Source organism: Agromyces sp. Y575 (genome assembly GCF_059445445.1).
This window is the reverse complement of the sequence record NZ_JCAIUI010000001.1, coordinates 299,244-321,885: the sequence shown is the minus strand read 5'-3', so window position 1 is coordinate 321,885 and position 22,642 is coordinate 299,244. Positions and strand designations below refer to the sequence as shown.

26 protein-coding genes are annotated in these 22,642 nt (G+C 67.7%); 9 read left to right on the top strand and 17 right to left on the bottom strand.

Going from position 1 to position 22,642, the window contains the following annotated elements:
• Positions 1–28: 28 nt before the first annotated feature.
• Positions 29–1,825, bottom strand: a complete 1,797-nt coding sequence (locus AC1C2U_RS01625) for a DEAD/DEAH box helicase (RefSeq protein WP_495359975.1) — start codon at positions 1,823–1,825, stop codon at positions 29–31.
• Between the two features lie 71 nt (positions 1,826–1,896).
• Between AC1C2U_RS01625 and AC1C2U_RS01620 the strand changes: the two genes are divergently transcribed.
• The gene (locus tag AC1C2U_RS01620; protein WP_495359974.1) at positions 1,897–2,682 is read left to right on the top strand and encodes an SGNH/GDSL hydrolase family protein; all 786 of its coding nucleotides are present in this window, start codon (positions 1,897–1,899) and stop codon (positions 2,680–2,682) included.
• Positions 2,683–2,711: 29 nt separating this feature from the next.
• Here the strand turns inward: AC1C2U_RS01620 and AC1C2U_RS01615 are convergent, their stop codons facing one another.
• Both AC1C2U_RS01615 and AC1C2U_RS01610 read right to left on the bottom strand, forming a co-directional pair.
• Positions 2,712–3,962 carry a D-alanyl-D-alanine carboxypeptidase family protein gene (locus AC1C2U_RS01615; RefSeq protein ID WP_495359973.1) on the bottom strand — a complete coding sequence of 417 codons (1,251 nt, stop codon included), beginning with the start codon at positions 3,960–3,962 and terminating at the stop codon, positions 2,712–2,714.
• Positions 3,955–4,776 carry a TrmH family RNA methyltransferase gene (locus AC1C2U_RS01610; RefSeq protein WP_495359972.1) on the bottom strand — a complete coding sequence of 274 codons (822 nt, stop codon included), beginning with the start codon at positions 4,774–4,776 and terminating at the stop codon, positions 3,955–3,957. Before AC1C2U_RS01610 ends, AC1C2U_RS01615 begins: the two co-directional genes overlap by 8 nt.
• 153 nt (positions 4,777–4,929) lie before the next feature.
• On the opposite strand from AC1C2U_RS01610, the gene AC1C2U_RS01605 reads away from it, so the two are divergent.
• Positions 4,930–5,712, top strand: a complete 783-nt coding sequence (locus AC1C2U_RS01605) for an NAD-dependent protein deacetylase (protein ID WP_495360825.1) — start codon at positions 4,930–4,932, stop codon at positions 5,710–5,712.
• Between the two features lie 31 nt (positions 5,713–5,743).
• On the top strand, positions 5,744–6,358 hold the full coding sequence (locus AC1C2U_RS01600; RefSeq protein ID WP_495359971.1) for a histidine phosphatase family protein: 615 nt from the start codon (positions 5,744–5,746) through the stop codon (positions 6,356–6,358).
• 33 nt (positions 6,359–6,391) lie between these two features.
• On the opposite strand, the gene AC1C2U_RS01595 is transcribed toward AC1C2U_RS01600, so the two are convergent.
• Positions 6,392–7,492: a glycosyltransferase family 4 protein gene (locus AC1C2U_RS01595; protein ID WP_495359970.1), complete on the bottom strand. Its 1,101-nt coding sequence runs from the start codon at positions 7,490–7,492 to the stop codon at positions 6,392–6,394.
• The gene (locus AC1C2U_RS01590; RefSeq protein WP_495359969.1) at positions 7,489–8,382 is read right to left on the bottom strand and encodes an alpha/beta fold hydrolase; all 894 of its coding nucleotides are present in this window, start codon (positions 8,380–8,382) and stop codon (positions 7,489–7,491) included. Before AC1C2U_RS01590 ends, AC1C2U_RS01595 begins: the two co-directional genes overlap by 4 nt.
• Before the next feature lie 125 nt (positions 8,383–8,507).
• On the opposite strand from AC1C2U_RS01590, the gene AC1C2U_RS01585 reads away from it, so the two are divergent.
• Positions 8,508–9,206 carry an exonuclease domain-containing protein gene (locus AC1C2U_RS01585; protein ID WP_495359968.1) on the top strand — a complete coding sequence of 233 codons (699 nt, stop codon included), beginning with the start codon at positions 8,508–8,510 and terminating at the stop codon, positions 9,204–9,206.
• Here the strand turns inward: AC1C2U_RS01585 and AC1C2U_RS01580 are convergent.
• From AC1C2U_RS01580 to glgA, 4 genes are all read right to left on the bottom strand, one after another.
• Entirely contained in the window at positions 9,183–9,794 is a 612-nt protein-coding gene (locus AC1C2U_RS01580) for a GNAT family N-acetyltransferase (RefSeq protein ID WP_495359967.1), read from the bottom strand. The two genes, AC1C2U_RS01585 and AC1C2U_RS01580, sit on opposite strands and share 24 nt — an antisense overlap.
• Positions 9,795–9,888: 94 nt before the next feature.
• A complete protein-coding gene (locus tag AC1C2U_RS01575) occupies positions 9,889–10,137 on the bottom strand; it encodes a type B 50S ribosomal protein L31 (RefSeq protein WP_022892088.1) in 249 nt (82 codons plus the stop codon).
• 111 nt (positions 10,138–10,248) lie between these two features.
• Positions 10,249–11,034 carry an ABC transporter ATP-binding protein gene (locus tag AC1C2U_RS01570; RefSeq protein ID WP_495359966.1) on the bottom strand — a complete coding sequence of 262 codons (786 nt, stop codon included), beginning with the start codon at positions 11,032–11,034 and terminating at the stop codon, positions 10,249–10,251.
• A gap of 70 nt (positions 11,035–11,104) precedes the next feature.
• On the bottom strand, positions 11,105–12,295 hold the full coding sequence (gene glgA, locus AC1C2U_RS01565) for a glycogen synthase (RefSeq protein WP_495359965.1): 1,191 nt from the start codon (positions 12,293–12,295) through the stop codon (positions 11,105–11,107).
• 80 nt (positions 12,296–12,375) lie between these two features.
• Between glgA and AC1C2U_RS01560 the strand changes: the two genes are divergently transcribed.
• From AC1C2U_RS01560 to crcB, 5 genes are all read left to right on the top strand, one after another.
• A complete protein-coding gene (locus AC1C2U_RS01560) occupies positions 12,376–13,623 on the top strand; it encodes a glucose-1-phosphate adenylyltransferase (RefSeq protein ID WP_495359964.1) in 1,248 nt (415 codons plus the stop codon).
• Positions 13,620–14,303: a phosphoserine phosphatase SerB gene (serB, locus tag AC1C2U_RS01555; RefSeq protein WP_495359963.1), complete on the top strand. Its 684-nt coding sequence runs from the start codon at positions 13,620–13,622 to the stop codon at positions 14,301–14,303. Before AC1C2U_RS01560 ends, serB begins: the two co-directional genes overlap by 4 nt.
• Before the next feature lie 64 nt (positions 14,304–14,367).
• Positions 14,368–14,886, top strand: a complete 519-nt coding sequence (locus AC1C2U_RS01550; protein ID WP_495359962.1) for a universal stress protein — start codon at positions 14,368–14,370, stop codon at positions 14,884–14,886.
• Positions 14,886–15,335, top strand: coding sequence for a fluoride efflux transporter FluC (locus tag AC1C2U_RS01545; protein WP_495359961.1), 450 nt, complete (start codon positions 14,886–14,888; stop codon positions 15,333–15,335). Before AC1C2U_RS01550 ends, AC1C2U_RS01545 begins: the two co-directional genes overlap by 1 nt.
• Positions 15,332–15,709, top strand: a complete 378-nt coding sequence (crcB, locus tag AC1C2U_RS01540; RefSeq protein ID WP_495359960.1) for a fluoride efflux transporter CrcB — start codon at positions 15,332–15,334, stop codon at positions 15,707–15,709. The genes AC1C2U_RS01545 and crcB overlap by 4 nt, the downstream gene beginning before the upstream one ends.
• 105 nt (positions 15,710–15,814) lie before the next feature.
• Here the strand turns inward: crcB and AC1C2U_RS01535 are convergent, their stop codons facing one another.
• From AC1C2U_RS01535 to AC1C2U_RS01500, 8 genes are all read right to left on the bottom strand, one after another.
• Positions 15,815–16,750 carry an urea transporter gene (locus AC1C2U_RS01535; protein ID WP_495359959.1) on the bottom strand — a complete coding sequence of 312 codons (936 nt, stop codon included), beginning with the start codon at positions 16,748–16,750 and terminating at the stop codon, positions 15,815–15,817.
• A gap of 73 nt (positions 16,751–16,823) precedes the next feature.
• Positions 16,824–17,807: an urease accessory protein UreD gene (locus AC1C2U_RS01530; RefSeq protein WP_495359958.1), complete on the bottom strand. Its 984-nt coding sequence runs from the start codon at positions 17,805–17,807 to the stop codon at positions 16,824–16,826.
• On the bottom strand, positions 17,804–18,439 hold the full coding sequence (gene ureG, locus AC1C2U_RS01525; protein ID WP_495359957.1) for an urease accessory protein UreG: 636 nt from the start codon (positions 18,437–18,439) through the stop codon (positions 17,804–17,806). The genes AC1C2U_RS01530 and ureG overlap by 4 nt, the downstream gene beginning before the upstream one ends.
• Positions 18,440–18,497: 58 nt before the next feature.
• Positions 18,498–19,193, bottom strand: a complete 696-nt coding sequence (locus AC1C2U_RS01520; protein ID WP_495359956.1) for an urease accessory protein UreF — start codon at positions 19,191–19,193, stop codon at positions 18,498–18,500.
• Positions 19,194–19,200: 7 nt separating this feature from the next.
• Positions 19,201–20,925, bottom strand: coding sequence for an urease subunit alpha (gene ureC / locus AC1C2U_RS01515; RefSeq protein ID WP_495359955.1), 1,725 nt, complete (start codon positions 20,923–20,925; stop codon positions 19,201–19,203).
• The gene (locus AC1C2U_RS01510; protein ID WP_495359954.1) at positions 20,925–21,353 is read right to left on the bottom strand and encodes an urease subunit beta; all 429 of its coding nucleotides are present in this window, start codon (positions 21,351–21,353) and stop codon (positions 20,925–20,927) included. The genes ureC and AC1C2U_RS01510 overlap by 1 nt, the downstream gene beginning before the upstream one ends.
• A 23-nt stretch (positions 21,354–21,376) precedes the next feature.
• Complete coding sequence (locus tag AC1C2U_RS01505; RefSeq protein ID WP_495359953.1) at positions 21,377–22,162, bottom strand: sirohydrochlorin chelatase family protein; 786 nt, start codon at positions 22,160–22,162, stop codon at positions 21,377–21,379.
• Between the two features lie 139 nt (positions 22,163–22,301).
• On the bottom strand, positions 22,302–22,607 hold the full coding sequence (locus AC1C2U_RS01500; protein ID WP_495359952.1) for an urease subunit gamma: 306 nt from the start codon (positions 22,605–22,607) through the stop codon (positions 22,302–22,304).
• Between the last annotated feature and the right edge of the window lie 35 nt (positions 22,608–22,642).

Here is a 22,642-nt window from a genome sequence, read left to right as displayed (position 1 = left end):
CGCCACGGATGCCGCGAGTCGGTGCGGCTCAGCGGCTGCCGAGCCGTTTGCGGAGGAACTCGATGCGCGCCTGCAACTGCGTGACCGTGGCCTGCGCAACTGCGGGGCCACCGCAGACACGGCGCAGTTCTGCGTGCACCTGCGAGTGCGCTTCGCCCGTGTGTCGGGCCCAGAGCCCGACGAGACTGTTGAGCAGCGACCTCTGCTCTTTCAGGGTGCGGTAGAGCGCCACCGGCTCGGGGTTCTCGTCGGCGACGACCTGCTTGCGGCGCTCCCCGACGCGCCGCGCCTGCCGCGTCTGGCGATGGCGAAGCAACTCGGATACCTGCTCTGGTTCGAGGATGCCGGGGATGCCGATGAAGTCGAATTCCTCGTCGCTGCCGGGCTCGGCGAGGGTACCGAACTCGGTGCCGTCGTAGAGCACCCGGTCGAACGAGGCATCCGACCCGATCGCCTCCCATGTGCCGAGATCGGCCTCTTCGGAGGCGCGCTCTTCTCGGTTGGCCGACTCGAGCAGGCTGTCGTCGAGGCCGTCATCGTCGTTCTCGCCGCTGCGCCGGTCGAGAGCATGGTCGCGCTCGAGTTCGAGCTGCGCGGCCAGCGCCATGAGACCGGGCACGTTCGGCAGGAACACCGATGCCGTCTCACCGCGCCGCCTGGCCCGGACGAAGCGGCCGATGGCCTGGGCGAAGAAGAGCGGCGTCGAGGCGCTCGTCGCGTAGACGCCGACCGCGAGGCGCGGCACGTCGACCCCTTCGGAGACCATGCGCACCGCGACCATCCAGCGAGTCGCGCTCTCCGAGAACTCCTCGATGCGGGCGCTCGCCTCCTTTTCGTCGGAGAGCACGACCGTGACCTTCTCGCCGCTGATCTGCTCGAGGATCTGCGCGTACGCGCGCGCGACCGTCTGATCGGTGGCGATGACGAGCCCGCCTGCGTCGGGGATGCCGTGACGCACTTCGGTGAGACGGCGATCGGCCGCTGCGAGCACCGCCGGGATCCATTCGCCGCTCGGCTCGAGCGCGGTGCGCCACGCCGAGGAGGTGATGTCTTTCGTGTTGTCTTCGCCGAGCTTCGCCTCCATCTCGTCGCCGGCCTTCGTGCGCCAGCGCATGTGGCCCGCATAGACCATGAAGAGCACTGGGCGCACGACGCCGTCGGCGAGTGCCCGGCCGTAACCGTAGTTGTAGTCGGACTTCGAGAGCCGCACGCCTTGAGCGTCGGGCTCGTACTGCACGAACGGAATGGGCGCCGTGTCTGATCGGAACGGCGTGCCGGTGAGCGAGAGTCGCTTCGCCGCCGGCTCGAACGCCTCGCGGATCGCGTCGCCCCAAGAGAGCGCGTCGCCGCCGTGGTGCACCTCGTCGAGGATGACCAGGGTCTTGCCCGAGAGGGTCAGCTCACGGTGCAGCGCCGGCCGCATGGCGACCTGCGCGTAAGTGACCGCCACTCCGTGGTAGTGCCGGGCGCTTCGCCCGTGGGCGTTGCGGAAACCCGGGTCGAGACGGATGCCGGCGCGCGCCGCGGCATCCGCCCACTGGCGTTTCAGGTGGTCGGTCGGCGCCACCACCGTGATGCGATCGATGATGCGGCGCGAGCGCAACTCGGCCGCGATTCGGAGTGCGAAGGTCGTCTTGCCGGCACCGGGAGTGGCGGCCGCGAGGAAGTCGCGGGGTAGCTCGGCGAGGTACTGCTCGAGCGCTTCGGCCTGCCATGCACGAAGCTTCGAGGCGGTGCCCCACGCTGCACGTTCGGGGAATGAGGGTGAGAGGTGCTCGGCGGCTGACGTGCCCGGTTGGGGGCCGAAAGGGATCGCGGTGCTCACTGAATCCGAGCGTAGCGGAGGGGGCCGACATCCTCGAACCGAGCACGTGCAGGGACGTGCAGAATGGAGGCATGGTCACCCAGCAGCATCCATGGTCGCGCTACGTCGCCCTCGGCGACTCTTTCACCGAGGGCATCGGTGATCCCGAGCCGACTGTGCCCGGCGGCCACCGCGGCTGGGCCGATCGCGTTGCCGAGGTGCTCTCCCAGGGCACGGAAGACTTCGCCTATGCGAACCTCGCGGTGCGCGGCAAGTTGATCCAGCAGATCATCGACGAACAGCTCGAACCCGCCCTCGCGTTGCGCCCCGACCTCATCACCATCTCGGCGGGCGGCAACGACGTGCTCCGGCCGCGCACCGACCCCGATGAGATCGCGGCGCGCTTCGAGTACGCGATCGAGCGACTCTCCCGTGATCATGCGACGATCGTGATCTTCACCGGCGTCGATGTCGGCTTCTCCCCCGTGTTCCGCGGCATCCGCGGCAAGGTCGCGATCTACAACGAGAACCTCCGCGCCATCGCGCAGAAGTACGACTGCATCGTCGCCGACCAGTGGGGACTGACCGCGATCCAGGACCAGCGCATGTGGTCGCCCGACCGTTTGCACCTGAACTCGCTCGGGCACCACACCGTCGCACGCATGGTCCTCGATGCGTTGAACGTCGAGAACTCACTCGAGCCGCTGAAGCCCGAGCCGCTGCCGTCGAGCACCTGGCGTCAGGCGCGAGTCGAAGACCTCTCGTGGGCGCGCGAATACCTCGTGCCCTGGGTGGTGCGCCGAGTGCGTCACCAGTCGTCGGGCGACCTCATCAGCGCCAAGCGACCCGATGCCGGGCCGTACTCACTGCCCGACTGACGCACGGCCATCGGAGGCTCACGCGATCGTCAGTCGAGCGCGCCCGGATTGGCGAGCCGCCACCACGTGCCGGGGTCGTCGATCGCGGCGTCGAGCACGAGCGGCACGGTGATCTCTTGAGACCCGGCGCGCACGACGGCGGTGCCGACCTGCTCGCCGCGAGCCGCGAGCCCGACGGGGTCGGCCCGCACCTCGACGTCGACCGGCGTATCGCTCCAGACGACGACGGATGCCCCGTCGGCGGCGCGTGCCCGCGCCGAGTCGCCCCACGGCGTCGTGTACTCGGCGAGCACCGTGTTCGCCTCGAGCGCCGCGACCTCGTGGAAGCCCGGCGCGACGGAGTCGAGCAGCATCGCGATCGCCTCGTCGAGCACGGCATGCGACTCGCCGCCGAGCAGCACGCCGATGACGGTCACAGTCGACGAACCCACGGCGTAGTCGGCCGTGAAGAGCAGGTTCGCCGCGTCATCCGTCGAGCCGGTCTTCATGCCGTCGACGCCGTGCGTGCCGAGCAGCTTGTTCGAGTTCGTCAGAACACCGATCTCGGGGATCTCGACGCTCTTCGACGCGACGATGGCCGCGATCGTCGGGTCCTGGAGAGCGATCTCCCCGAGCGCGACCATGTCGGCCGGGGTGCCGACGTTGTAGTCGGAGATGCCGCTGGAGTCGACGACGTGCGTGTTCGCGAGCCCGTGGGCAGCCAACCAGGCGTTCGCCTTCTCGACGAGCGCCTGTTCGGAGCCGAAGGCCCAGTTCGAGAGAGAGATGCCGTAGTTGTTGCCCGACGGGATCAGGAGCGCCTCGAGGCTCTCCTTGAGGCTCAGGGTCGCGCCTGCCTCGACGGGAGCGACCGACCCGTTCTGGGCGACCATGTCCCAGTAGATGTCGACGTCGGCTTCGGTGTACTCGATGTCGGGGCCGCTCTCGCCGGCCGGGATCGGATGCGCCTCGAGCAGGACGAGGGCCGTGATGACCTTCGTGATGCTCGCCATCGCCATCGGCGCCGCCTCGTTTCCAGAGGCGACGAGACCGTCGAACCCGACGGCCCCGACGGCGTATCCGCCGAAGCCCGGCAGTGCGAGCGCTTGCGCGGCCGCCGCGACGGGCTCGGGGTCGGTGATCTGCGGCGCGGCGGCCGGCACCGCTGCGCCGAGCGTATTGGCCGTGTAGACCCCGCCCGTCGTGACGAGCGCGATCACGATCACGAGTGCACTGAAGACGACGATGCGCCGCCGCCGGTACACGCTGGCCTTCGCCTGGCGCGCCTCGATCTCAGTCATCCGCAGCCTCCTCGTCGACCGCGACCGCGTAGAGCACGACTGCAGCAGCGGCAGCCACGTTCAGGGAATCGACGCCGTGCCGCATGGGAATCGTCACGACTCGGTCGGCGGCATCGAGCGCAGTTCGGCTGAGTCCGTCGCCCTCGGCGCCGAACACGAGTGCCAGCCGCTCTGGCGCATCTGCCGCGAGCTCGCGGAGCGAGACCGCGTCATCGGCGAGGGCGAGGGCAGCGATCGTGAAGTCGTGAGCGTGCAGCATCCCTGCCGCCTCGGGCCACTCGGGCAGCCGGGTCCATGGCACTTGGAACACCGTGCCCATGCTCACTCGAACGCTGCGGCGGTAAAGCGGGTCGGCACATCGGGGGCTCACGAGCACTGCGTCGGCGCCGAGCGCGGCGACGCTGCGGAAGATCGCGCCGACGTTCGTGTGATCGACGATGTCTTCCAGCACCACGACGCGACGGGCGCTCGCGAGGAGCTCTGCCGGGTCGGCGAGCACCGGGCGCTCGAACGCCGCCAGGGCACCGCGGTGCACGCGATAGCCGGTGATCGCCTCGAGCTGGTCAGGGTCGGCGAGGTGCACGGGGATGTCGAACGGCGCGAGTACCGGCTCGAGCGCGGCGAGCCACTTCTCCTCCATGAGCACGGACCGGGGGCTGTGGCCGGCACGGATCGCGCGGCCGATGACCTTGGCCGATTCGGCGATGTAGAGGCCCCGCTCGGGCTCGCTGACGCTGCGCAGGGCGACGTCGGTGAGCCGCGCGTAATCGGCCACCGCATCGGATGCCGCGTCGCGGACTCGTTCGATATGCATGGGTCTCCTCACCTCCAGCCTGCCAGTGCCGGAAACATTCCGGAAAACGGACACGTCTAGAATCGGACCACCGCCGAAGGGAGACGTGCAGTGAGCGCTGGCATCGAGACTCCGGTCGTGGCCGAAACGCAACTCGCCGAAGCGATCGAGCTCATGCGCGGTGCGCGTGTGGCGGTGCTCACAGGCGCCGGCGTCAGCACCGATTCGGGCATTCCCGACTATCGCGGCGAGGGCGCGCCGGTGCGCACGCCGATGACCGTGCAGACGTTCCTCGCCTCCGAGGCAGCCCGCAAACGCTACTGGGCCGGCAGCCACCTCGGCTGGCGCAGCTTCGGCAATGCTCGCCCGAACCGAGGGCACCTCGCGCTCGCCGAGCTCGAGGCGAGCGGAGTCGTCAGCGGAGTGATCACGCAGAACGTCGACGGCCTGCACCGGCGCGCAGGCAACCGGCACGTCATCGAATTGCACGGCAGCATGGATCGCGTGCTCTGCCTCACGTGCGGCCAGCACTACGCCCGCCAGGCGATCGCCGATCGACTCGAAGCCCTCAACCCCGACATCGACCTCGAAACCGCGATTCGACCCGCGCCCGACGGCGATGTCGAGGTCGACGACGTCGACGCGATGGTGATCCCGTCGTGCACCGTGTGCGGCGGCATCCTGAAGCCCGACGTCGTGTTCTTCGGCGAGTTCGTTCCGGCCGCCACCTTCCAGGCGGCCGCCGCGCTCGTGCAGGGCGCCGACGTGCTGCTCGTCGCCGGCTCTTCGCTCGTCGTGAACTCGGGCATGCGACTCATCGAGCAGGCGCGCCGCAAGCACCTGCCGATCATCGTCGTCAACCGCGGCATCACCAAGGGCGACAGCCGAGCCGTCGTGAAGATCGACGCGGGCGCGAGCGAGACGCTCGAAGCTTTCGCTGCAGCGCTCGATTCGTGACGACAGCGGCCGTTCTGCAAGAGTTGGCGCAATGACGGATGCCGCGACCGACGCCACTCGCCACGCCCCGGTGCGCATCGCCCTCGTGCGCCACGGCGAGACCGACTGGAATCGCGCGCGCCGCATTCAGGGCACGACCGACATCCCCTTGAACGACACCGGGCGTCGGCAGGCGGCGCTGACTGCCGAGCTCCTCGGCGAGGAGCCATGGGACGCCGTCTACGGAACGCCCCTCTCACGTGCGTCGGAGACCGCGCAGATCATCGCCCGATCGCTCGAACTGCCCGAGCCCGCCCTCATCGCCGAGCTGGCCGAGCGCGGCCACGGCGTGCTCGAGGGGCTCGACCACGCCGGCCGCGCCGCCATCGAGGCCCAAGCGGCGACCATCGAAGGACTCGAGCCGCGCTCGGCGGTGATCGACCGGGCGACGGCAGCACTCGCCGGCATCGCCGCGGTCCACCCGGGCGGTTCCGTCATCGTCGTCTCCCATGGCGGGGTGATCCACTCGCTCATGCTGCACCTGAGCGAGTGGGCGCTCCCTGGCCCCGGGTACGCGATCGCCAACGGTTCGGTGCACCTCGTACGATTCGAAGCGGGCGAACTGGAGCTCGTCGAACCCGAAGCGCTCACCGGCACCGACGCGTGAGGCTCGCGAGCCGATCGACGGGGCCGCGCTGAATCAGCGTTTGCGGCGTCGACGGTGCCTGAGCCCGTTGCCTGCGACGGTGGTGCGCATGAGTGCGAGCAGTCGTTCGGCCGACGCCGCCCAGTTGTAGCGGGCTGCGATCTCGACGGATGCCGCGGAGCGCCGCTCCCACTCCCCCGCACGCTCGAGCGACCACAGGGCCGCGACGAGCGACTCGGGGTTCTCGGGGTCGAAGTACACCGCCGCGTCGCCGCCGATCTCGCGGAAGATCGGAATGTCGCTGACGACCACCGGAGTGCCGAGCCTCATGGCCTCGACGAGCGGGATGCCGAAGCCCTCTGCCTTCGAGGCGTGCACGAGGGCCGTGGCGCCGGAGAGCAGCTCGGCGTACGCGGCATCCGTTGCGCCGTCGTGGAAGACGAGCCTGGCCTGCGGGGCGAGTCGCGTGAGCCGCGCCCGCTCGTCTCGGCTGATGCGACTCATGAGGTGCAGCTCGTGATCGGGCAGCGCTGCGACGGCGCGCACGAGGGTGTCGACGTTCTTGTATGGCATGAACGAGCCCATGTACACGAGCCGGTGCCCCTCAGGGCGTACACGCGGTAGCGAGGGCGTACCGAGGTCGTCGGCGGCGTTCGGCACGACGGTGACCGGCCGGTCGGTGAGGTGGTGCTCGTGGATGAGCCGGGCGGTCGTCTCAGACACGGTGACGACCTGGTCGGCGCCGTTCAGCAAGAGGCGCTGCGGCCACCACGCGAGGTGGTAGAGCCGCCAGAGCAGGCGCACCGGGGCCGCCAGATCGCGTGGCGGCGTGCGGTTCTCGTAGTAGATGAGGTCGTGCAGGGTGAGCAGCAGCTTGTAGTCGCGCCCCCACGAGCCCATGGTCTGCATCGGCGTGAACACCACGTCGGGTCGGAGCTTCTTGACCTGCAGCGCCACCAACGGCTCACGGATGCTCGTGGGCGAGCTCACGAGCTGCCACGGTAGCTCGGGCAGCATGTCGAGCTGGCGATGGTCGCTGACGAGCATGGTGAGCGGATGCCGCTTGCCGAGCTCGGTCACGATGCCCACCGTGAACCGGCTGATGCCGTCGTGCTGCCCGATGCGGGTGTAACGGCAGTCGACGATGATTCTCACGCGCGCGCTCCGGCGCGAAGGAACCGCAGGATGCGGGATGCGGCGTCGCCCGGCGTCTCGTAGTGGATGAGGTGGCCCACCTCGGGGATCACCTCGAGGCTCGCGTCGGGGAAAAGCGTCACGAGCCGGTGCTGAGCCGAGAGCGGCGTGACGTCGTCGCGCTCGGCGGCGACGAGCAACGTCGGCACGGCGATATCGGCGGCGAACTGGCTGACGTCATTGCTGACCGATGCACGGAACGCCTCGAGCACGGCGTCGCGGTCGCCGAAGGCGGAGAAGAAACGATCGTGCTGGTCATGGATCCACCGACGGAGCGACTTCGACCGGGTCTTCGCCATCGTCACGCTCATGATGCGCACGATGGCGCCGTTGCGCAGCAGCGCGAACCCTGCCCGCTCGGGCAGCGCCGCGGCCGTGCGGTAATAGAGCACGGCGAGTCGGGTCATGACGCCCCGCGGCCCTTCGAGCGCCGGTGCGCCGATCGGGTTCACGAGCACGAGTCGCTCGGGTGCGAGCCCGCCGGCGACGGCCGCCGCGGACACGATCGAGCCGAACGAATGGCCGAGCAATGCGTAAGGCCCCGTGATGCCGACGGCGTCGATGAACGCGCCGAGCCAGTCGGCGTACGCCGCGATCTCGTGAGGTCGACCGGAGAACGTGGCCGACTCGCCGAATCCCGGAAGGTCAGGCGAGATGATGCGGAAGCCCGGGAGCTGGGCCACCACCGGTTCGAGGCCGTGGTGGTCGCCGCGGAACCCGTGCACGAGCACGAGCGCCGGTGCATCCGCTTCGCCGTACTCCCACCAGGCGGTCTCGGTGCCGTCGACGTCGACGCGGTGCGCCCGCACGGGGATGCGAGCGAGCTGCTCGGCGTACGGGGAGGTGATCATCCTTTCCATTCTATGGCGCACCGCCTGCACTCGACTGAGTGCTGTGGAGAACCGATCTCGACCGGATGCCGCCGACACGCGTGCGCCGGCACGGCGATGACGGTGGCCGACCATAGCCTGACGCCATGGATCTCACGGGAGCCCGCTGGGCCGACACACTCGCCGTCTTCGACCTCGAGACGACCGGCATCGACGTCGACACGTGTCGCATCGTCACTGCGCACGTCGGAGTGGTCGGCGTCGACGGAGAGGTACTCGAGCGACGTGAGTGGCTCGTCGACCCCGGTGTCGAGATTCCGACTGCCGCTTCGCTCATCCACGGCGTCACGACCGAGCGTGCGCGACTCGAGGGCCAGAACGCGGCGACCGCGGTCGTCGAGATCATCGAAGCACTGGCGGATGCCGCAGCACGCGGCCTGCCGATCGTCGCGTACAACGCGGCCTACGACCTCACCGTGCTCGAGCGTGAGGCGGAGCGATACGGGCACGCTCCGCTGCCCGGCCCCGGCGCGGTCATCGACCCGCTCGTCATCGACAAGGCCGTCGATCGCTACCGCCGCGGCAAGCGCACACTCTCGGCCACCGCCGAGCACTACGGCGTGGTGCTCGAAGACGCACACGACGCCGGAGCCGACGCCGTCGCGGCTGGCCGGGTCGCACAGGCCATCGCCCGCGCATACCCCGAACTCGCGGCGGTGGCGGTCGCCGACTTGCACGCGCGCCAGGTCGGCTGGAGTCGCGAGCAGGCCGAGAGCTACCAGCAATGGCGCCGCAAGAACGGCGAGCCCGAGTTCACCACCTCAGGCACCTGGCCGGTGCGCTGAGCCGTCGCTCGACTCCCCCACCTCGCGAAGCCTCGAATAGACCAACAGGTCGCGTCGCTCCGAGCGGATCACGCGCCACGATCTCAGCAGTCCTTCGCGCTCGAATCCGGCCGCCTCGGCTGCCTTCCACGAGCCGGTGTTCCAGGGCTCGACGAACAGTTCGAGGCGCTCGAGCGTCGGCAGGCTCCACCCCCACGCGCTGAGCGCACACAGCGCCTCGGTCGCGTAGCCTCGACCTCGCGCCGACGGGGCGATCCAGTACCCGATGCTGGCGCGACCCGGGTCGTCGCGCACGGGCCAGAGGCCGATCTGCCCGATGGCGCGACCAGCAGGGTCCGAGATCGCGAACGAGTACCCCGCGCCCGAACGGAGGCGTCGATGCTGACGCGCGATGTACGCAAGCGCGCCGCGGCGGTCGGTGTTCGGCGGAACGGTAGTGATTTCGGGGATCAGCGGGTCCCGCGAAGCCTCGCGCACCGTTTCGACGTCATCGTCGAGGAACGCACGGAGCGCGATGCGGTCGCCCGCGATCGAGGGCAGCTCGAACGCTCGTGTCGCGCCCGCGCGGATGGGTGACGATCCCGGCATCCGGCGACGCTAACACGATGCCGCACGCCGCGCTGAATGCGAGTACACGAAGGAGGCCCCGCCGTCAGGCGGGGCCTCCTTCGTGTGGCAAGTGCTACTTGCCGAAGTTCTTGAAGCGCTGGTTGAACTTCTCGACGCGGCCGGCCGAGTCCATGATGCGCTGCTTGCCCGTGTAGAACGGGTGCGACTCCGACGAGATCTCGACGTCGATCACCGGGTAGGTGACACCGTCGAGCTCGATCGTCTTGTCGCTCGTCGTCGTCGAACGGGTGAGGAAGGTGGCGCCCGAAGCGAGGTCGCGGAAGACGATTGCGTTGTACTCGGGGTGGATGTCGGTCTTCATGGAGACTTCCTTGCTCTGCGTATGGTGGATTCGAAGCCTGCGCGCACGCAGGAAAGTGGTGCAGCCCATGGGCCAGCTACCGATTCTAGCAGAATCGGTAGCGAAGGTCGGTCACACGGCGCGAGCCGCGTACCGGCCGTCGGTCTCGGCGAGCTCGATCTTCATGCCGAACGCCTCGGTGAGCTTCTCGGCAGTGAGTGCCTCGGCGAGCGGGCCGGCGGTCACGATGCCGCCCTTCTTGAGGAGGAGCGCGTGAGTGAAGCCGACGGGGATCTCTTCGACGTGGTGAGTCACCATGACGATCGCAGGTGACGCAGACGAACCGGCGTAGCCGCCGAGCAGCCCGACGAGCTCTTCACGCGCACCGAGGTCGAGACTCGCGGCCGGCTCATCGAGGAGCAGCAGTTCGGGGTCGGTCATGACGGAGCGTGCGATCTGCACTCGCTTCTGCTCGCCGTCGGAGAGGCTGCCGAAACGGCGCTCGGCGAAGCCGGCGAGGCCCCACTCGGAGAGCACCCGCTGTGCACGGCGGAGGTCGATCGTCTCGTACTCCTCGTTCCAGCGGCCGGTCACCGAGTAGGCGGCTGTCAGCACGACGTCGAGCACGGTCTCGTTGCGCGGGATCTTGCGGGCCATCGCGGTCGAGGCGAAGCCGATCATCGGCCGCAGTTCGAAGACATCGACTTTGCCGAGCGACTCCTGCAGCACGTCTGCCGTGCCTGAAGTGGGGTGCATCGCCGCTGCGGCGATCTGCAGCAGCGTCGTCTTGCCTGCCCCGTTGGGGCCGAGGATGACCCAGCGTTCGTCGGAGGCGACGCTCCAGTCGACCGAGTCGAGGATCGTGTTGCCATCGCGGACCACCGACACATCGTGGAACTGCAGAACCGTGCTCGCCATGCGTCCCATGCTATCGGCAGCGAGGGGGTCGCTTGGCGCAGGGAGCGCGCCCGCCCGCGCCACTCGCGGGTCAACGTGCGGCGAGCACCCCTTCGTAGAGCTCGAGGGTGCGTTCGGCGATCGCCGTCCAGCCGAAGTGCGTCTCAGCGCGACGTCGCCCGGCAGCCCCCATGGCCGCTGCGCGCGCGGGATCGGCGACGACCGCGGTGAGCGCCGCCGCAAGGTCTGCGACGAATCGATCGGGGTCGACGAGGGTGCCCGTTCCGTCGTCGAGCTGCTCGATCGGCACGAGCACGCCCGTGACACCGTCATCGACGACCTCGGGGATGCCACCGGTCGCGGTGCCGACGACCGGTGCCCCGCACGCCATCGCCTCGAGATTCACGATGCCGAGCGGCTCGTAGATCGATGGGCAGACGAACGCTGTCGCAGCCGTGAGGAGTGCGGTGAGTTCGGCGCGCGGTAGGTGCCGGTCGATCCACACCACGCCGCCCCGTTCGGCGCGAAGGGCTTCGACCGACGACGTGACTTCGGCCATGATCTCGTCGGTGTCGGGAGCGCCGGCGCACAACACGAGTTGCACGTCGGCGGGCAGCAGGCGCGCAGCGCGAAGGAGGTACGGAAGCCCCTTCTGCCTGGTGATGCGCCCCACGAAGACGATCGACGGACGGTCGGGGTCGACGCCGAGCGTGCGAACCGTATCGGGATCGTTGCGCGGTGCCCAGTCGACGAGGTCGATGCCGTTGTAGACCACGCCGACCCGTTCCGGGTCGATGGAGGGATAGGCGCGAAGGATGTCGCGGCGCATGCCCTCGCTCACTGCGACGACCGCGTCGGCGTCTTCGAAGGCGGCGCGCTCGACCCACGATGAGAGCCGGTACCCGCCGCCGAGTTGCTCGGCCTTCCACGGCCGCAGCGGCTCGAGGCTGTGCGCGGTCACCACGTGCGGCACGCCGTGCAGTCGCTTCGCCGTGAACCCGGCGAAGTTCGCGTACCACGTGTGCGAATGCACGAGGTCGGCGCCGGCAACGTCACCCGCCATGAGCAGGTCGACACTCATCGTGCCGAGCGCCGGGTTGGCAGCGGAGAACTCCGCCGGCGTCGGGTAGCCGGTGGTGCCCGCCTCGGTACGCGGCGAGCCGAAGCAGCGCACCTGCACGTCGATCGAACGGCGGAGAGCACGCACGAGTTCGGCGACGTGCACACCAGCGCCCCCGTAGACCTCGGGCGGATACTCGCGGGTGAGCAGGTCGACGCGCATGCAGCAAACGTAGCGCAGCGGCATCCGTCACGCTCCGACTTCGCTGCCCGTTCCCGCTCGCCGCTGGCTACAGTTGTGGCATGGCGACGCGCAAGGTATTCGGCATCGTCCTCGCCGGCGGCGAGGGCAAGCGACTCATGCCCCTCACAGAAGACCGCGCGAAGCCGGCGGTGCCGTTCGGCGGACAGTACCGCCTGATCGACTTCGCCCTGTCGAATCTGCTGAACTCGGGCCTGCGACAGATCGTCGTGCTCACCCAGTACAAGTCGCACAGCCTCGATCGCCACGTCTCGCAGACCTGGCGTCTGAGTGGGCTCCTGAACTCCTACGTCGCCTCGGTGCCGGCCCAGCAACGCCTCGGGAAGCGCTGGTTCTCGGGTTCGGCCGATGCCATCCTGCAGAGCCTCAACCTCGTCTACGACGAGCGCCCCGACATCATCGTCGTGGTTGGCGCCGATCACGTCTACCGCATGGACTTCGACCAGATGATCGACGCGCACGTCGAGTCCGGCGCGGCGGCAACGGTCGCCGCGATCCGTCAACCGATCTCGCTCGCCGACCAGTTCGGTGTCATCGAGGTCGACCCATCGCATCCAGCGCGCATCCACCGCTTCCTCGAGAAGCCGAGTGACCCGGTCGGACTCCCCGACTCGCCTCATGAGGTGCTCGCCTCGATGGGCAACTACGTTTTCGACGCCGACGCTCTCATCGACGCGGTGCTCCGCGACGGGGAACGCACCGACTCCAGCCACGACATGGGCGGCGACATCATTCCGGCGTTCGTCTCGCAGGGTGCCGCCGGCGTCTACGACCTCCAGCGCAACGACGTGCCGGGCTCGACCGACCGCGACCGGTACTACTGGCGTGACGTCGGAACCATCGACTCCTTCTTCGAAGCCCACCAAGACCTCATCTCGGTGCTGCCCGTCTTCAACCTGTACAACCGCGAGTGGCCGATCTTCAGCCAGCAGCTCAATTCGCCGCCCGCCAAGTTCACGCGCGACGCCCGCGGCACGCTCGGCACCGTGATCGATTCGATCGTCTCGCTCGGTTCGGTGATCTCGGGCGCGCACGTCGAACGCAGCGTCATCGGGCCCTGGGCGATCGTCGGCTCGGGCGCGCACGTGGCCGACTCGATCCTCTTCGACCGGGCGCGCATCGACGCCGGCGCCACCGTGCAACGCGCGATCCTCGACAAGGAGGTCGTCGTCGATGCCGGCGCCCGCATCGGCGTCGACCGCGCTGAAGACCTCGCCCGCGGATTCATCGTGACCGACAGTGGCATCACCGTGGTCGGCAAGGGCTCACGGGTTCGGGCGAGCGCGTGAGTGCCGGCACCACCGGCCGCGCGAGCGGCCCCCTCGTCGTGCTCGATGCGGATTCCACACTCATCCGCGAAGAGGCGATCGAGCTGCTCGCCGAAGCGGCGGGCACCCTCGACCACGTCGCCGCCGTGACCGAACGCGCCATGCGCGGTGAGCTCGACTTCGCAGAGAGCCTGCGCGAGCGGGTGGCCTCGCTCGCGGGCCTCGAGGTCGGCGTGCTCGCGGAAGCGCGCAAGCGCATGACACCCACGCCCGGGGCGCATGAACTCATCGCGGGCGTGCACGCCGCCGGCGGGCGTGTTGGCGTCGTCTCCGGCGGGTTCCATGAGCTGCTCGATCCGCTCGCCGAGCGCCTCGGACTCGACTTCTGCCGGGCGAATCGACTCGAGATCGTCGACGGCCGACTGACCGGTCTCGTCGACGGCCCGATCATCGACGCCGACGCCAAAGCCAGGGCGCTCGTCGAATGGGCGACGGCCAGCGGCATCCCGCTCCGGCGCACCGTCGCGATCGGCGACGGAGCGAACGACCTGCAGATGCTCGAGCGCGCGGCGCTCGGCGTCGCCTTCTGCGCGAAGCCGATCGTGCGTGCGCAAGCGGATGTCGCGATCGATCGCGCCGACCTGTCGAGTGTGCTCGCGCTGCTCGGCAGGCCCGCGCGGGCAACATCCATCGCCGGCTGACCTCGCGCCGCGATGGCCCTTCGGCCCGTTGACCCTGTCGTCGGAGCTGCGTAGCATGGCGCACATGACGTTTCGGGGGGAAAGTCAGCATTCGCATCCGGTCGTGGTGGGTGTCGCACCGGGTCAGCCGCCGGTCGTGGTTCTGCACGCTGCGTCGTTCGCAAAGCGGTTCGGCACCGAACTCGTGTGCGCCCACGTGAATCCGGCACGATTCGCCGTTGCAGAGGCCGACGACGGTTCCGTCACGAGTTCGTCACTCGATCCCGACTACGCCGATGAAAGCGAAGCCGAATTCGATGCGGAACTCGGCGCGGCGCTCAGCGAGATCCTCGCCGACTCCGACGTCGTCTGGCGCCGGCTTGTGCTGCCCGGCGACATCGCGCGTGCGCTCGGCCACCTCGCAGACACGCTCGATGCATCGATGATCGTGGTCGGGAGTCACGAACGCTCCATCGGTGGGAGCATCCAGGAGTTCTTCAACCGTTCGATCGGTGTGCAATTGGTGCACCAGCAATTGCGCCCCGTCGTCGTCATCCCCGCGCGAGCCCCCGACGTTCCGTCAGCGCTCCCGGGGAGCAGCTGATGACCGCCGCACGGCCGCCTCACCTCAGGTGGGCGCCGATCGGTCTCGTCGTGCTGGGCGGAGCCTTCGGAGCCGCATCGCGCGAGCTGCTCTCGCTCGCGATCCCGAATCTCGGCGACGTTCCGATCGCGATTCCCATCATCAACGTCGTCGGTGCGTTCCTCCTCGGGTATCTCTACTCCGGGGTGACCTTCCTCGGCCCCGCGAGTTCGACGGCGAAGAACCTCAAGCTCTTGCTCGGAACGGGATTCTGCGGTGGGTTCACCACGTACAGCTCGCTGGCGACCGACACCGTGGTCCTCATACATCACGGCTCAGTGGGAGCATCGGTGCTCTATGCGCTCGGCACCGTCGTCGTGGGCGGTTTCGCAACCTGGCTCGGCATCATCGCCGGTTCCGCGTTCAGCTCCTGGAAGGCACGCACGACGAAGGTGGAGGCCACCTCATGACCTTCTGGCTCCTCCTCCTGCTCGCCGTCGCCGGCGGACTCGGCGCCGGCGTGCGTTTCCTCGTCGACGGGGCGATCCGTTCGCATTTGCACACGGCGTTCCCCTGGGCGACGACCATCATCAACGTGTCGGGATCCCTCGTGCTCGGCTTCATCACCGGACTCACGATGACGCACCTCCTGCCGACCGACCTCAGCGTCATCATCGGCACGGGATTCCTCGGCGGCTACACGACGTTCAGCACGGCGAGCTACGAGACGGTTCAGCTGATCAAGCAGCGACGGTATGCACAGTCGTTCATCAGCGGCGTTCTCATGCTCGTGTTCAGCGTCGCGGCCTCAGGCCTCGGGTTCTGGATCGGCCTTTCGATCTGAGTTTCCCGACGGTCGCCTCTCGGCTCCGTGGACGATCCGAGAAACGGCTGAACCTCCGAGACCCGGGGGTTCAGCCGTTCACGCGAGCCCCGAGATGTCGCCCGATCAGGTGCGTTTGGCCTGCGGAATGAACGCCGCGATGATCAAGAACACCCAGGTCGTGAGGATGTACGGCCACGTGTACGTCGGCCCCGACAGGTGATGCATGCCGAGGGTCACGAACGCGGTCACGATGGTGCCGATCACCGCGAGAATCCATGAGATGGTGCTCGACTGCAGGAACACCACCGCGAGTGCGATCGCGGTCAGCACGCCCGAGTAACCGGCGAGACCGTTCGCCGTCTCGGTGAGGGTCTCCCCCACCGAGAGCGCGCACAGGCTGCCGACGACGCTTCCCACGACTGCGGCGACTCCGACCTTCCAGCTTGCGATGAACAGGCCGATGAGGATCAGCGCGCCCGACCAGATGTTGTCGATCAGCACGACCTGCGACACGTTCGTCAAGAGCGAACGGAAGAACGCCTCGACGGCCGAGTCGGCAACGGTCAGTGGCGCTGAACTCACGTGCAGCGGAACCGTCGTGAGCAGGATGCCCGTCGCCACGATGCAGAACGGCGCGGTGGTCGACGGCAGCGCGAACCGCTGCATCGGTTTCAGTGCGAAGACCCAGACCACGAACCACGTCACGGGGGCGCAGATCAGCCCACCCACGATCGCGATCGGATAGCTGGCCCACTGATCGCCCCCGAGCGCCGAGAAGGTCGCGGCTCCGACGAGTGCCCCGCAGAAGCCCTGCATGCCGGCGACGACATTATCGGGCTTCGCCCCGAGCCATCGACCGGCGAGCATGCTCGCCACGCAGCCGAGTACCACGAGTATGGCCATGCGCCAGTCGGCGACCACGAATGCGGCGAGGATGAGCAACCCCGTCCAGATGTTCGCTTGGAAGTAGATCTGCGAGGGGCCATGGACGAATGCCAGCAGCCAATTCTGGAACGACCCGACGTGCGTCGGTGCTGCCGACGCCGATGCCGTGGTCATCGCCGTGACCTTTCGCCGCGATACCGCCGTACAGGAGATGAACGCTGAATCCTCATGGTGTCTGCTCCTTCTCTCAGGTCTTTCTCGACTTCGGTGCACGGCGGCCGGTCAGGAGTTCGTGTACTGCAGCGGATGTCGCACTCCATGCCCGCGCGACGGCGACCGGGTCGTTTCCGACCAGTCGCATCCAAGCGCCCGTATCGCCCGGCAGCGCGCTCACACCGAAGACGAGGTCGTCGTCGGCCATGCCGTCGAGCACCGTTCGCAGGCATTCCGCGATCTCGGCCGGCGGAACGAGCGGTGTGAAGACGTACAACGAGATGAGGATGTCGTGATCGGCGAGCACCGCGGTGCCGCCGACGCCGCGGCGCTCGGGGCAGAGGCGCACCCGGTCGACGGCGACGATACGGCCCCCCGGCCGTCGCACCTCGAAGTCCGACGCGAACACTTCGTAGTCGTGACGTTCGTTGTAGGCGAGCCTGCCCGCATATACCTGCTCACCGACCACGAGTGTGGCGGTCTCGTCGAGCACGACCGACGTCTGCTGAGTGAACCGCGAACCGGCGAACGGCACGACCGGGTCGGGAAGGTACTCGACGAATGCCGACGCCCCCACCGTGAGGTTCATGATCGCGGAGGCATAGTCGGTTTCCGACTTGTACACGCGCGTCTGTGCTTGCGTGGTGATATGAGCCGACGTCTCCGGCCCGAACTCGAGATCGGTCCGCAGCCGGTCTCCCTGCACGATGCCGCCACCCGTCGACATCAGGTAGGTGTGCGGCATGTCGGGTCGCTCGGGGTCGAAGTAGAGCGGGCGCATGATCTGCAGCGGCGACTTCTGATAGTGCGAGACGAGCTCGGTACGCGGCCCCGTGCGCTCGAAGCGCAGCTGCAGCACCCCGACCTTTCCCGGGCTCCCGACTGGGAGCATCGCCGGCGTGCCGGCGTGCCGGAGCACCTCCGCCGGAACCCGGCGGGGCTCGTAGTGCTCGGGCCGGAGCCGGTACCCTCCCGGGAACTCCGGGGCGGGCACCGGCACGGGGACGGTCACGCTCATCCGACGAGCTCGGATCTGCTGCCGTTCCACTGCGACATGATCTCGGCGTGGAGCTCCTCCAGCCCTTCGCCGGTCAGTGAGTTCGTCAAGGCGACGGGCCGGCCTTCGCGTACGCGATGGGCATCGCTCTCCATCACCGCGAGGTCGGTGCGCACATATTGCGCGATGTCGATCTTGTTGATGACGAGGATGTCGGAGTCGGTGATGCCAGGGCCGCGCTTGCGCGGCATCTTCTCTCCCTCCGCGGTATCGAGCACGAAGATGAAGATATCGGCGAGGGCGGGCGAGAATGTCAGAGTGAGGTTGTCCCCGCCCGACTCGTAGATGAGCGTGTCGATATCAGGGAACCGCTCGAGCATCTCGGCCCCGACGGCGAGGTTCATCGTCGGATCGTCGCGCACGGCCGTGTGCGGGCATGCGCCGGTCTCGACCCCGACCACACGCTCGGGGTCGAGGATTCCCGCGAGCTCACGACGCACGTGGTGGGCGTCCTCCTGGGTGTAGATGTCGTTCGTGATGACACCCGGCGTGCGCCCGGCCGCGATCAGGATCGGCACCAGCGCTTCCGCCAGCGCGGTCTTGCCCGATCCGACCGGTCCCCCGATGCCGATTCTCAAGACGTTGTCCCTCATGAGTTCCTCATTCCCTCTTCGTTGCTTCGACGTTTGATCACGTTCTCGTTCCGTTCGGTCAACTGGCGAAGAGCCGCGCCTCGGCCCGTTCGTGCTGGGCCGACATGATGTCGGCCACCGGTGCGCACCCGCCGAGCTCGTCGGGGTCTCGTGCAAGTGCGTCGCCGGCGACCTCCTCGATGACGGGTGCGATCGCGCGCAGGATCACCTGGGCCTTGCGGTGATCGGTGAGCCTGAGCCTGAGTCCGGCGCCGACGAAACTCACCGAGAAGGCGAACAGGTCGGAGACGACCGCCCGCTCGGTCGCAACGCCACCTTCCGCATATGCGACCGCCGCCGCGACCGGTTGGCATCCCGGGGTCGTTCTGGCCGTCACTCTGCGGCCGTACTCTGCGAGCCCGGCCCCGCCGATCACCTCGCTCGCGAGATCGGTGAACTGATGCCCGCTCCGCACGGAGGCCGTGCGCATTTCCGCGTTCAGTTTCGAGGCGAACAACAACTGGTCGATCTCCTCGACGCGGTTCCAGTCCGACACGGATGCCGCGCGGTGGGCCCCGGCGAGTGCAGTCGCATCGCCGGGGCCCACCGAGTGCACGAGCAGTTCGGTCAACAGTTCCTGCACATCGCCCGGGCCGACCAGATGCGCCTGACGGTACCCTTCGAGCCCGTGCGACATCGTGTAGAACCCGCTGGGGAACGCGGAGTCGGAGAACTGCAGACTCGTCAGCAGCTGCTGCACTTCCGAGACCCCCATTCCGACCTCACGCAAGGAAGAACAACTGCGTGAGTGGAAGGGACTTCGCCGGCTCGATCGTCGCCGGCTTGCCGTCGTACGTGACCTTGTACGTCTCGGGGTCGACCTCGACGACCGGTGTGACACCGTTGCGCACCATGTGTTCCTTTCCGAGCTCACGGGTGCGTTTGACCGGCAGGATCATGCTTTCCAGGCCGAGCTTCTCCGGCACCCCGTTGGCGATGGCCGCCTTCGACATGAAAGTGATGCGCGTGCTCGTCTGCGCCTTGCCGTACGATCCGAACATCGGCCGGTAGAAGACCGGCTGCGGCGTCGGCAGCGAGGCGTTCGGCTCGCCCATCAGCGCCCAGTTGATGAGACCGCCCTTCACGATCAGCTTGGGCTTGACGGCGAACGAGTCGACCGGCCACAACACGATGTCGGCGATCTTGCCGTCTTCGAGCGAACCGATGTAGTCGGAGATCCCCTGCGTGATTGCCGGATTGATGGTGATCTTGGCGAGGTAGCGCAGGACGCGGAAGTTGTCGTTGTCCTTCGAGTCCTCAGGGAGCTTTCCGCGCTGGTCCTTGTTGTGGTGCGCGACCTGGAAGGTTCGCATGAACGACTCTCCCACCCGGCCCATCGCCTGCGAGTCGGAGGAGACGATCGAGATCACTCCTTCGTCGTGGAGCACGGTCTCAGCAGCGATCGTCTCGGCCCTGACTCGAGAGTCGGCGAACGAGACGTCCTCGGGGATGTCGTGCGAGAGGTGGTGGCACACCATGACCATGTCGAGCAGTTCGTCGACCGAGTTGACCGTGTACGGCAGCGTCGGGTTTGTCGACGACGGCAGTACGTTCGGATGTCCCGTGATCTTCAGGATGTCGGGGGCGTGCCCACCGCCCGCACCCTCCGAGTGGAAGGTGTGGATCGTTCGACCGTTGATGGCATCGAGCGTGTTCTCGACGAAGCCCGATTCGTTCAGGCTGTCGGTGTGCACCGAGACCTGCACGTCGTAGCGGTCGGCGACGTCGAGCGCGTTGCTGAGTGCCGCTGGGGTTGCCCCATAGTCCTCGTGGACCTTGAGCCCGGCGGCGCCGCCCTCGATCTGCTCGATCAGTGCGTCGGGAAGAGAGCCGTTGCCTTTGCCGAGGAATCCGGTGTTGACCGCCAGGCCATCCGCCGCCTCGAGCATCCGATGGAGGTTCCAGACACCCGGGGTCGTGGTGACACCGTTGGTGCCGTCGGTCGGACCGGTGCCGCCACCGAACAGTGTGGTGATCCCGTTCGACAGAGCTGCCTCCGCCTGCTGCGGTGACACGTAGTGCACGTGGGCGTCGATGCCTCCCGCAGTGGCGATCAGATGCTCGCCGGCGAGGAGTTCGGTGCCGGGCCCCACGATCAGCCGTGGGTCGACTCCGCCCTGCAGGTGCGGGTTGCCCGACTTGCCGATGCCGACGATCTTGCCATCGCGGATTCCGATGTCGCCTTTGACCACCCCGAGGATGGGGTCGAGGATGACCGCGTTGGTGATCACGAGATCGAGCACCCCTTGAGCTCCGGTGGCCTGAGGATCAGCGCCCATTCCGTCGCGGGCGGTCTTTCCTCCGCCGTAGACGATCTCGTCGCCGTAGTGGCCCTCGTTGTAGTCCTTTTCGATCTCGATGACGAGGTTGGTATCGGCCAGCTGCACCCGGTCGCCAACGGTGGGTCCGTAGAGATCCGTGTACTGCTTGCGAGAGATGATCGCCATTACTTCTTCCCCTTTGCGGCTGCACTGCCCTTGGCAGCACTGGTGCGAGCTTTCGGCTTTCCGTTCTGGTAGTTCAGTTCGTTGGCCAAGGCGATCGCCTTGATCTTGGTCGCCTCTGCGTCAAGACCTCCGTCGACGAGTCCGTTGAAGCCGATGATGTGACGCGACCCGGCGAATGCGGTGAGCGTCACCTCCTTGGTGTCGCCAGGCTCGATCCGGACGCCGGTGCCCGCGGGGATGTCCAGGTGCATGCCGTACGCGGCCTCCCGGTCGAAGAGCAGAGCCTTGTTGGCTTCGAAGAAGTGGAAATGAGAACCGACCTGCACCGCGCGATCGCCCGTGTTGCTGACGTTCAGCGTCACGCTGTGTCGGCCTGCGTTGATCTCGATCTCTTCGCTTCGGTGCTGATACTTCGGACTTCCGAGCATGATGCGTCCTTCTTTCTTTCCGTTCAGTGTTCGTGGACGAGCGTGCCGTGCGAGTGGTTGTCTTCGGCGGCATGTTCGTCGGTTGCGGGGTCACGCGCGAGGAGTTCGCTGTGCGGGTGCGACGATCCACCATGCGAGTGGGGTGTACCGCCGTGGCTGTGCGTGTGGCCCTGAGATTCCTCGAAGGCGTGCGAGTGGGCGTATCCGTGGCCGTGGTCGGCTTGAAGTCCGACGTCGATGCCGTTGCGCCCGTGACGGAGTCGTTCGAGAGCGGCTTCACGCCGGTCGCGAACCACCCGGAGCACGGCCTGCTCCGACATGAGCGGACCGAAGAACCTGACCCCCTCGAGCGCCCCGACGCCGAAGTCCGCGTTGGAGTCACGCTGGAACCCCGCGGGCACCACGACGATCTCCTCCGAACCGAGACGGTGAAGGCGATCGACCGACTTCGCCAGGTCTTCGCTCGAGCCGATGATGCCGCCCTCGACCTCGATGCCCGACCCGTGGGTTCGCACGAGGTGCACGGTGCGGAAGACATCGGCATCGTCGAACGGGTTCGCGGCCGCCGCGGCTACCAGCATCCCTGCTTCGGGCGAGTCGCGTTCGATCTGCGTTGCCGCAGCTCGGAGCCATGCCGTCAGATGATCGGGCGTGCCGAAGTCGTCCGCGAGCGCGATGCGCCCTTCGGCTTCGCGCGACAACCAGTCCAGCGTCTTGGCGACGTCGGCGACCAGCGCTGGGTTGCGCCCGAACGTCATCGGAAGCACGACGACCGGATCGGTCGACTGCGTCAGGGCCCGTGCGGTCACTTGATGAAGGCGGCGCCCGGCGGTCGTGAGGACCAGTCCGGGAATGTCACTCGCGAGGAATGCGAGAGCCGCGCCGTTTGCGCTTTCGTGTCCGCCGACCAGCACCAACGTCGCGAGCGAGTTGGTCGGTCGACCCATGTCAGACGCCGACCGGATCGTGGCAGGAGACGAGTTTGCTCCCGTCAGGGAATGTCGCCTCGACTTGAAGGAGCGCCAGACGCTCGCGAACACCGCCCATGCAGTCTTTCTCGGCGATGATCTTCTTTCCGAGCTCCATGCACTCCGCGACACTCTTACCGTCACGGGCACCCTCGAGGATGGCCTCGCTGATGAGCGCTTGGGCCTCACTCAGATTGAGCTTGGTGCCTCGTTCGCGCCGCTTCCGGGCCAAGTCTGCGACCTGGTACACGTACAACTTCTCGATCTCGCGCGGTGTGAGATTCACGGTCCCCCCAATGCAAAACTGCCGATTTCGGCCTG

Coding starts and splice junctions, on each gene's coding strand:
- AC1C2U_RS01620 (WP_495359974.1), top strand. CDS start 1,897: ATGGTCACCCAGCAGCATCCATGGTCGCGCTACGTCGCCCTCGGCGAC.
- AC1C2U_RS01615 (WP_495359973.1), bottom strand. CDS start 3,962: ATGACTGAGATCGAGGCGCGCCAGGCGAAGGCCAGCGTGTACCGGCGG.
- AC1C2U_RS01610 (WP_495359972.1), bottom strand. CDS start 4,776: ATGCATATCGAACGAGTCCGCGACGCGGCATCCGATGCGGTGGCCGAT.
- AC1C2U_RS01605 (WP_495360825.1), top strand. CDS start 4,930: ATGCGCGGTGCGCGTGTGGCGGTGCTCACAGGCGCCGGCGTCAGCACC.
- AC1C2U_RS01600 (WP_495359971.1), top strand. CDS start 5,744: ATGACGGATGCCGCGACCGACGCCACTCGCCACGCCCCGGTGCGCATC.
- AC1C2U_RS01590 (WP_495359969.1), bottom strand. CDS start 8,382: ATGATCACCTCCCCGTACGCCGAGCAGCTCGCTCGCATCCCCGTGCGG.
- AC1C2U_RS01585 (WP_495359968.1), top strand. CDS start 8,508: ATGGATCTCACGGGAGCCCGCTGGGCCGACACACTCGCCGTCTTCGAC.
- AC1C2U_RS01580 (WP_495359967.1), bottom strand. CDS start 9,794: ATGCCGGGATCGTCACCCATCCGCGCGGGCGCGACACGAGCGTTCGAG.
- AC1C2U_RS01575 (WP_022892088.1), bottom strand. CDS start 10,137: ATGAAGACCGACATCCACCCCGAGTACAACGCAATCGTCTTCCGCGAC.
- AC1C2U_RS01570 (WP_495359966.1), bottom strand. CDS start 11,034: ATGGCGAGCACGGTTCTGCAGTTCCACGATGTGTCGGTGGTCCGCGAT.
- glgA (WP_495359965.1), bottom strand. CDS start 12,295: ATGCGCGTCGACCTGCTCACCCGCGAGTATCCGCCCGAGGTCTACGGG.
- AC1C2U_RS01560 (WP_495359964.1), top strand. CDS start 12,376: ATGGCGACGCGCAAGGTATTCGGCATCGTCCTCGCCGGCGGCGAGGGC.
- AC1C2U_RS01550 (WP_495359962.1), top strand. CDS start 14,368: ATGACGTTTCGGGGGGAAAGTCAGCATTCGCATCCGGTCGTGGTGGGT.
- AC1C2U_RS01545 (WP_495359961.1), top strand. CDS start 14,886: ATGACCGCCGCACGGCCGCCTCACCTCAGGTGGGCGCCGATCGGTCTC.
- crcB (WP_495359960.1), top strand. CDS start 15,332: ATGACCTTCTGGCTCCTCCTCCTGCTCGCCGTCGCCGGCGGACTCGGC.
- AC1C2U_RS01535 (WP_495359959.1), bottom strand. CDS start 16,750: ATGACCACGGCATCGGCGTCGGCAGCACCGACGCACGTCGGGTCGTTC.
- AC1C2U_RS01530 (WP_495359958.1), bottom strand. CDS start 17,807: ATGAGCGTGACCGTCCCCGTGCCGGTGCCCGCCCCGGAGTTCCCGGGA.
- ureG (WP_495359957.1), bottom strand. CDS start 18,439: ATGAGGGACAACGTCTTGAGAATCGGCATCGGGGGACCGGTCGGATCG.
- AC1C2U_RS01520 (WP_495359956.1), bottom strand. CDS start 19,193: ATGGGGGTCTCGGAAGTGCAGCAGCTGCTGACGAGTCTGCAGTTCTCC.
- ureC (WP_495359955.1), bottom strand. CDS start 20,925: ATGGCGATCATCTCTCGCAAGCAGTACACGGATCTCTACGGACCCACC.
- AC1C2U_RS01510 (WP_495359954.1), bottom strand. CDS start 21,353: ATGCTCGGAAGTCCGAAGTATCAGCACCGAAGCGAAGAGATCGAGATC.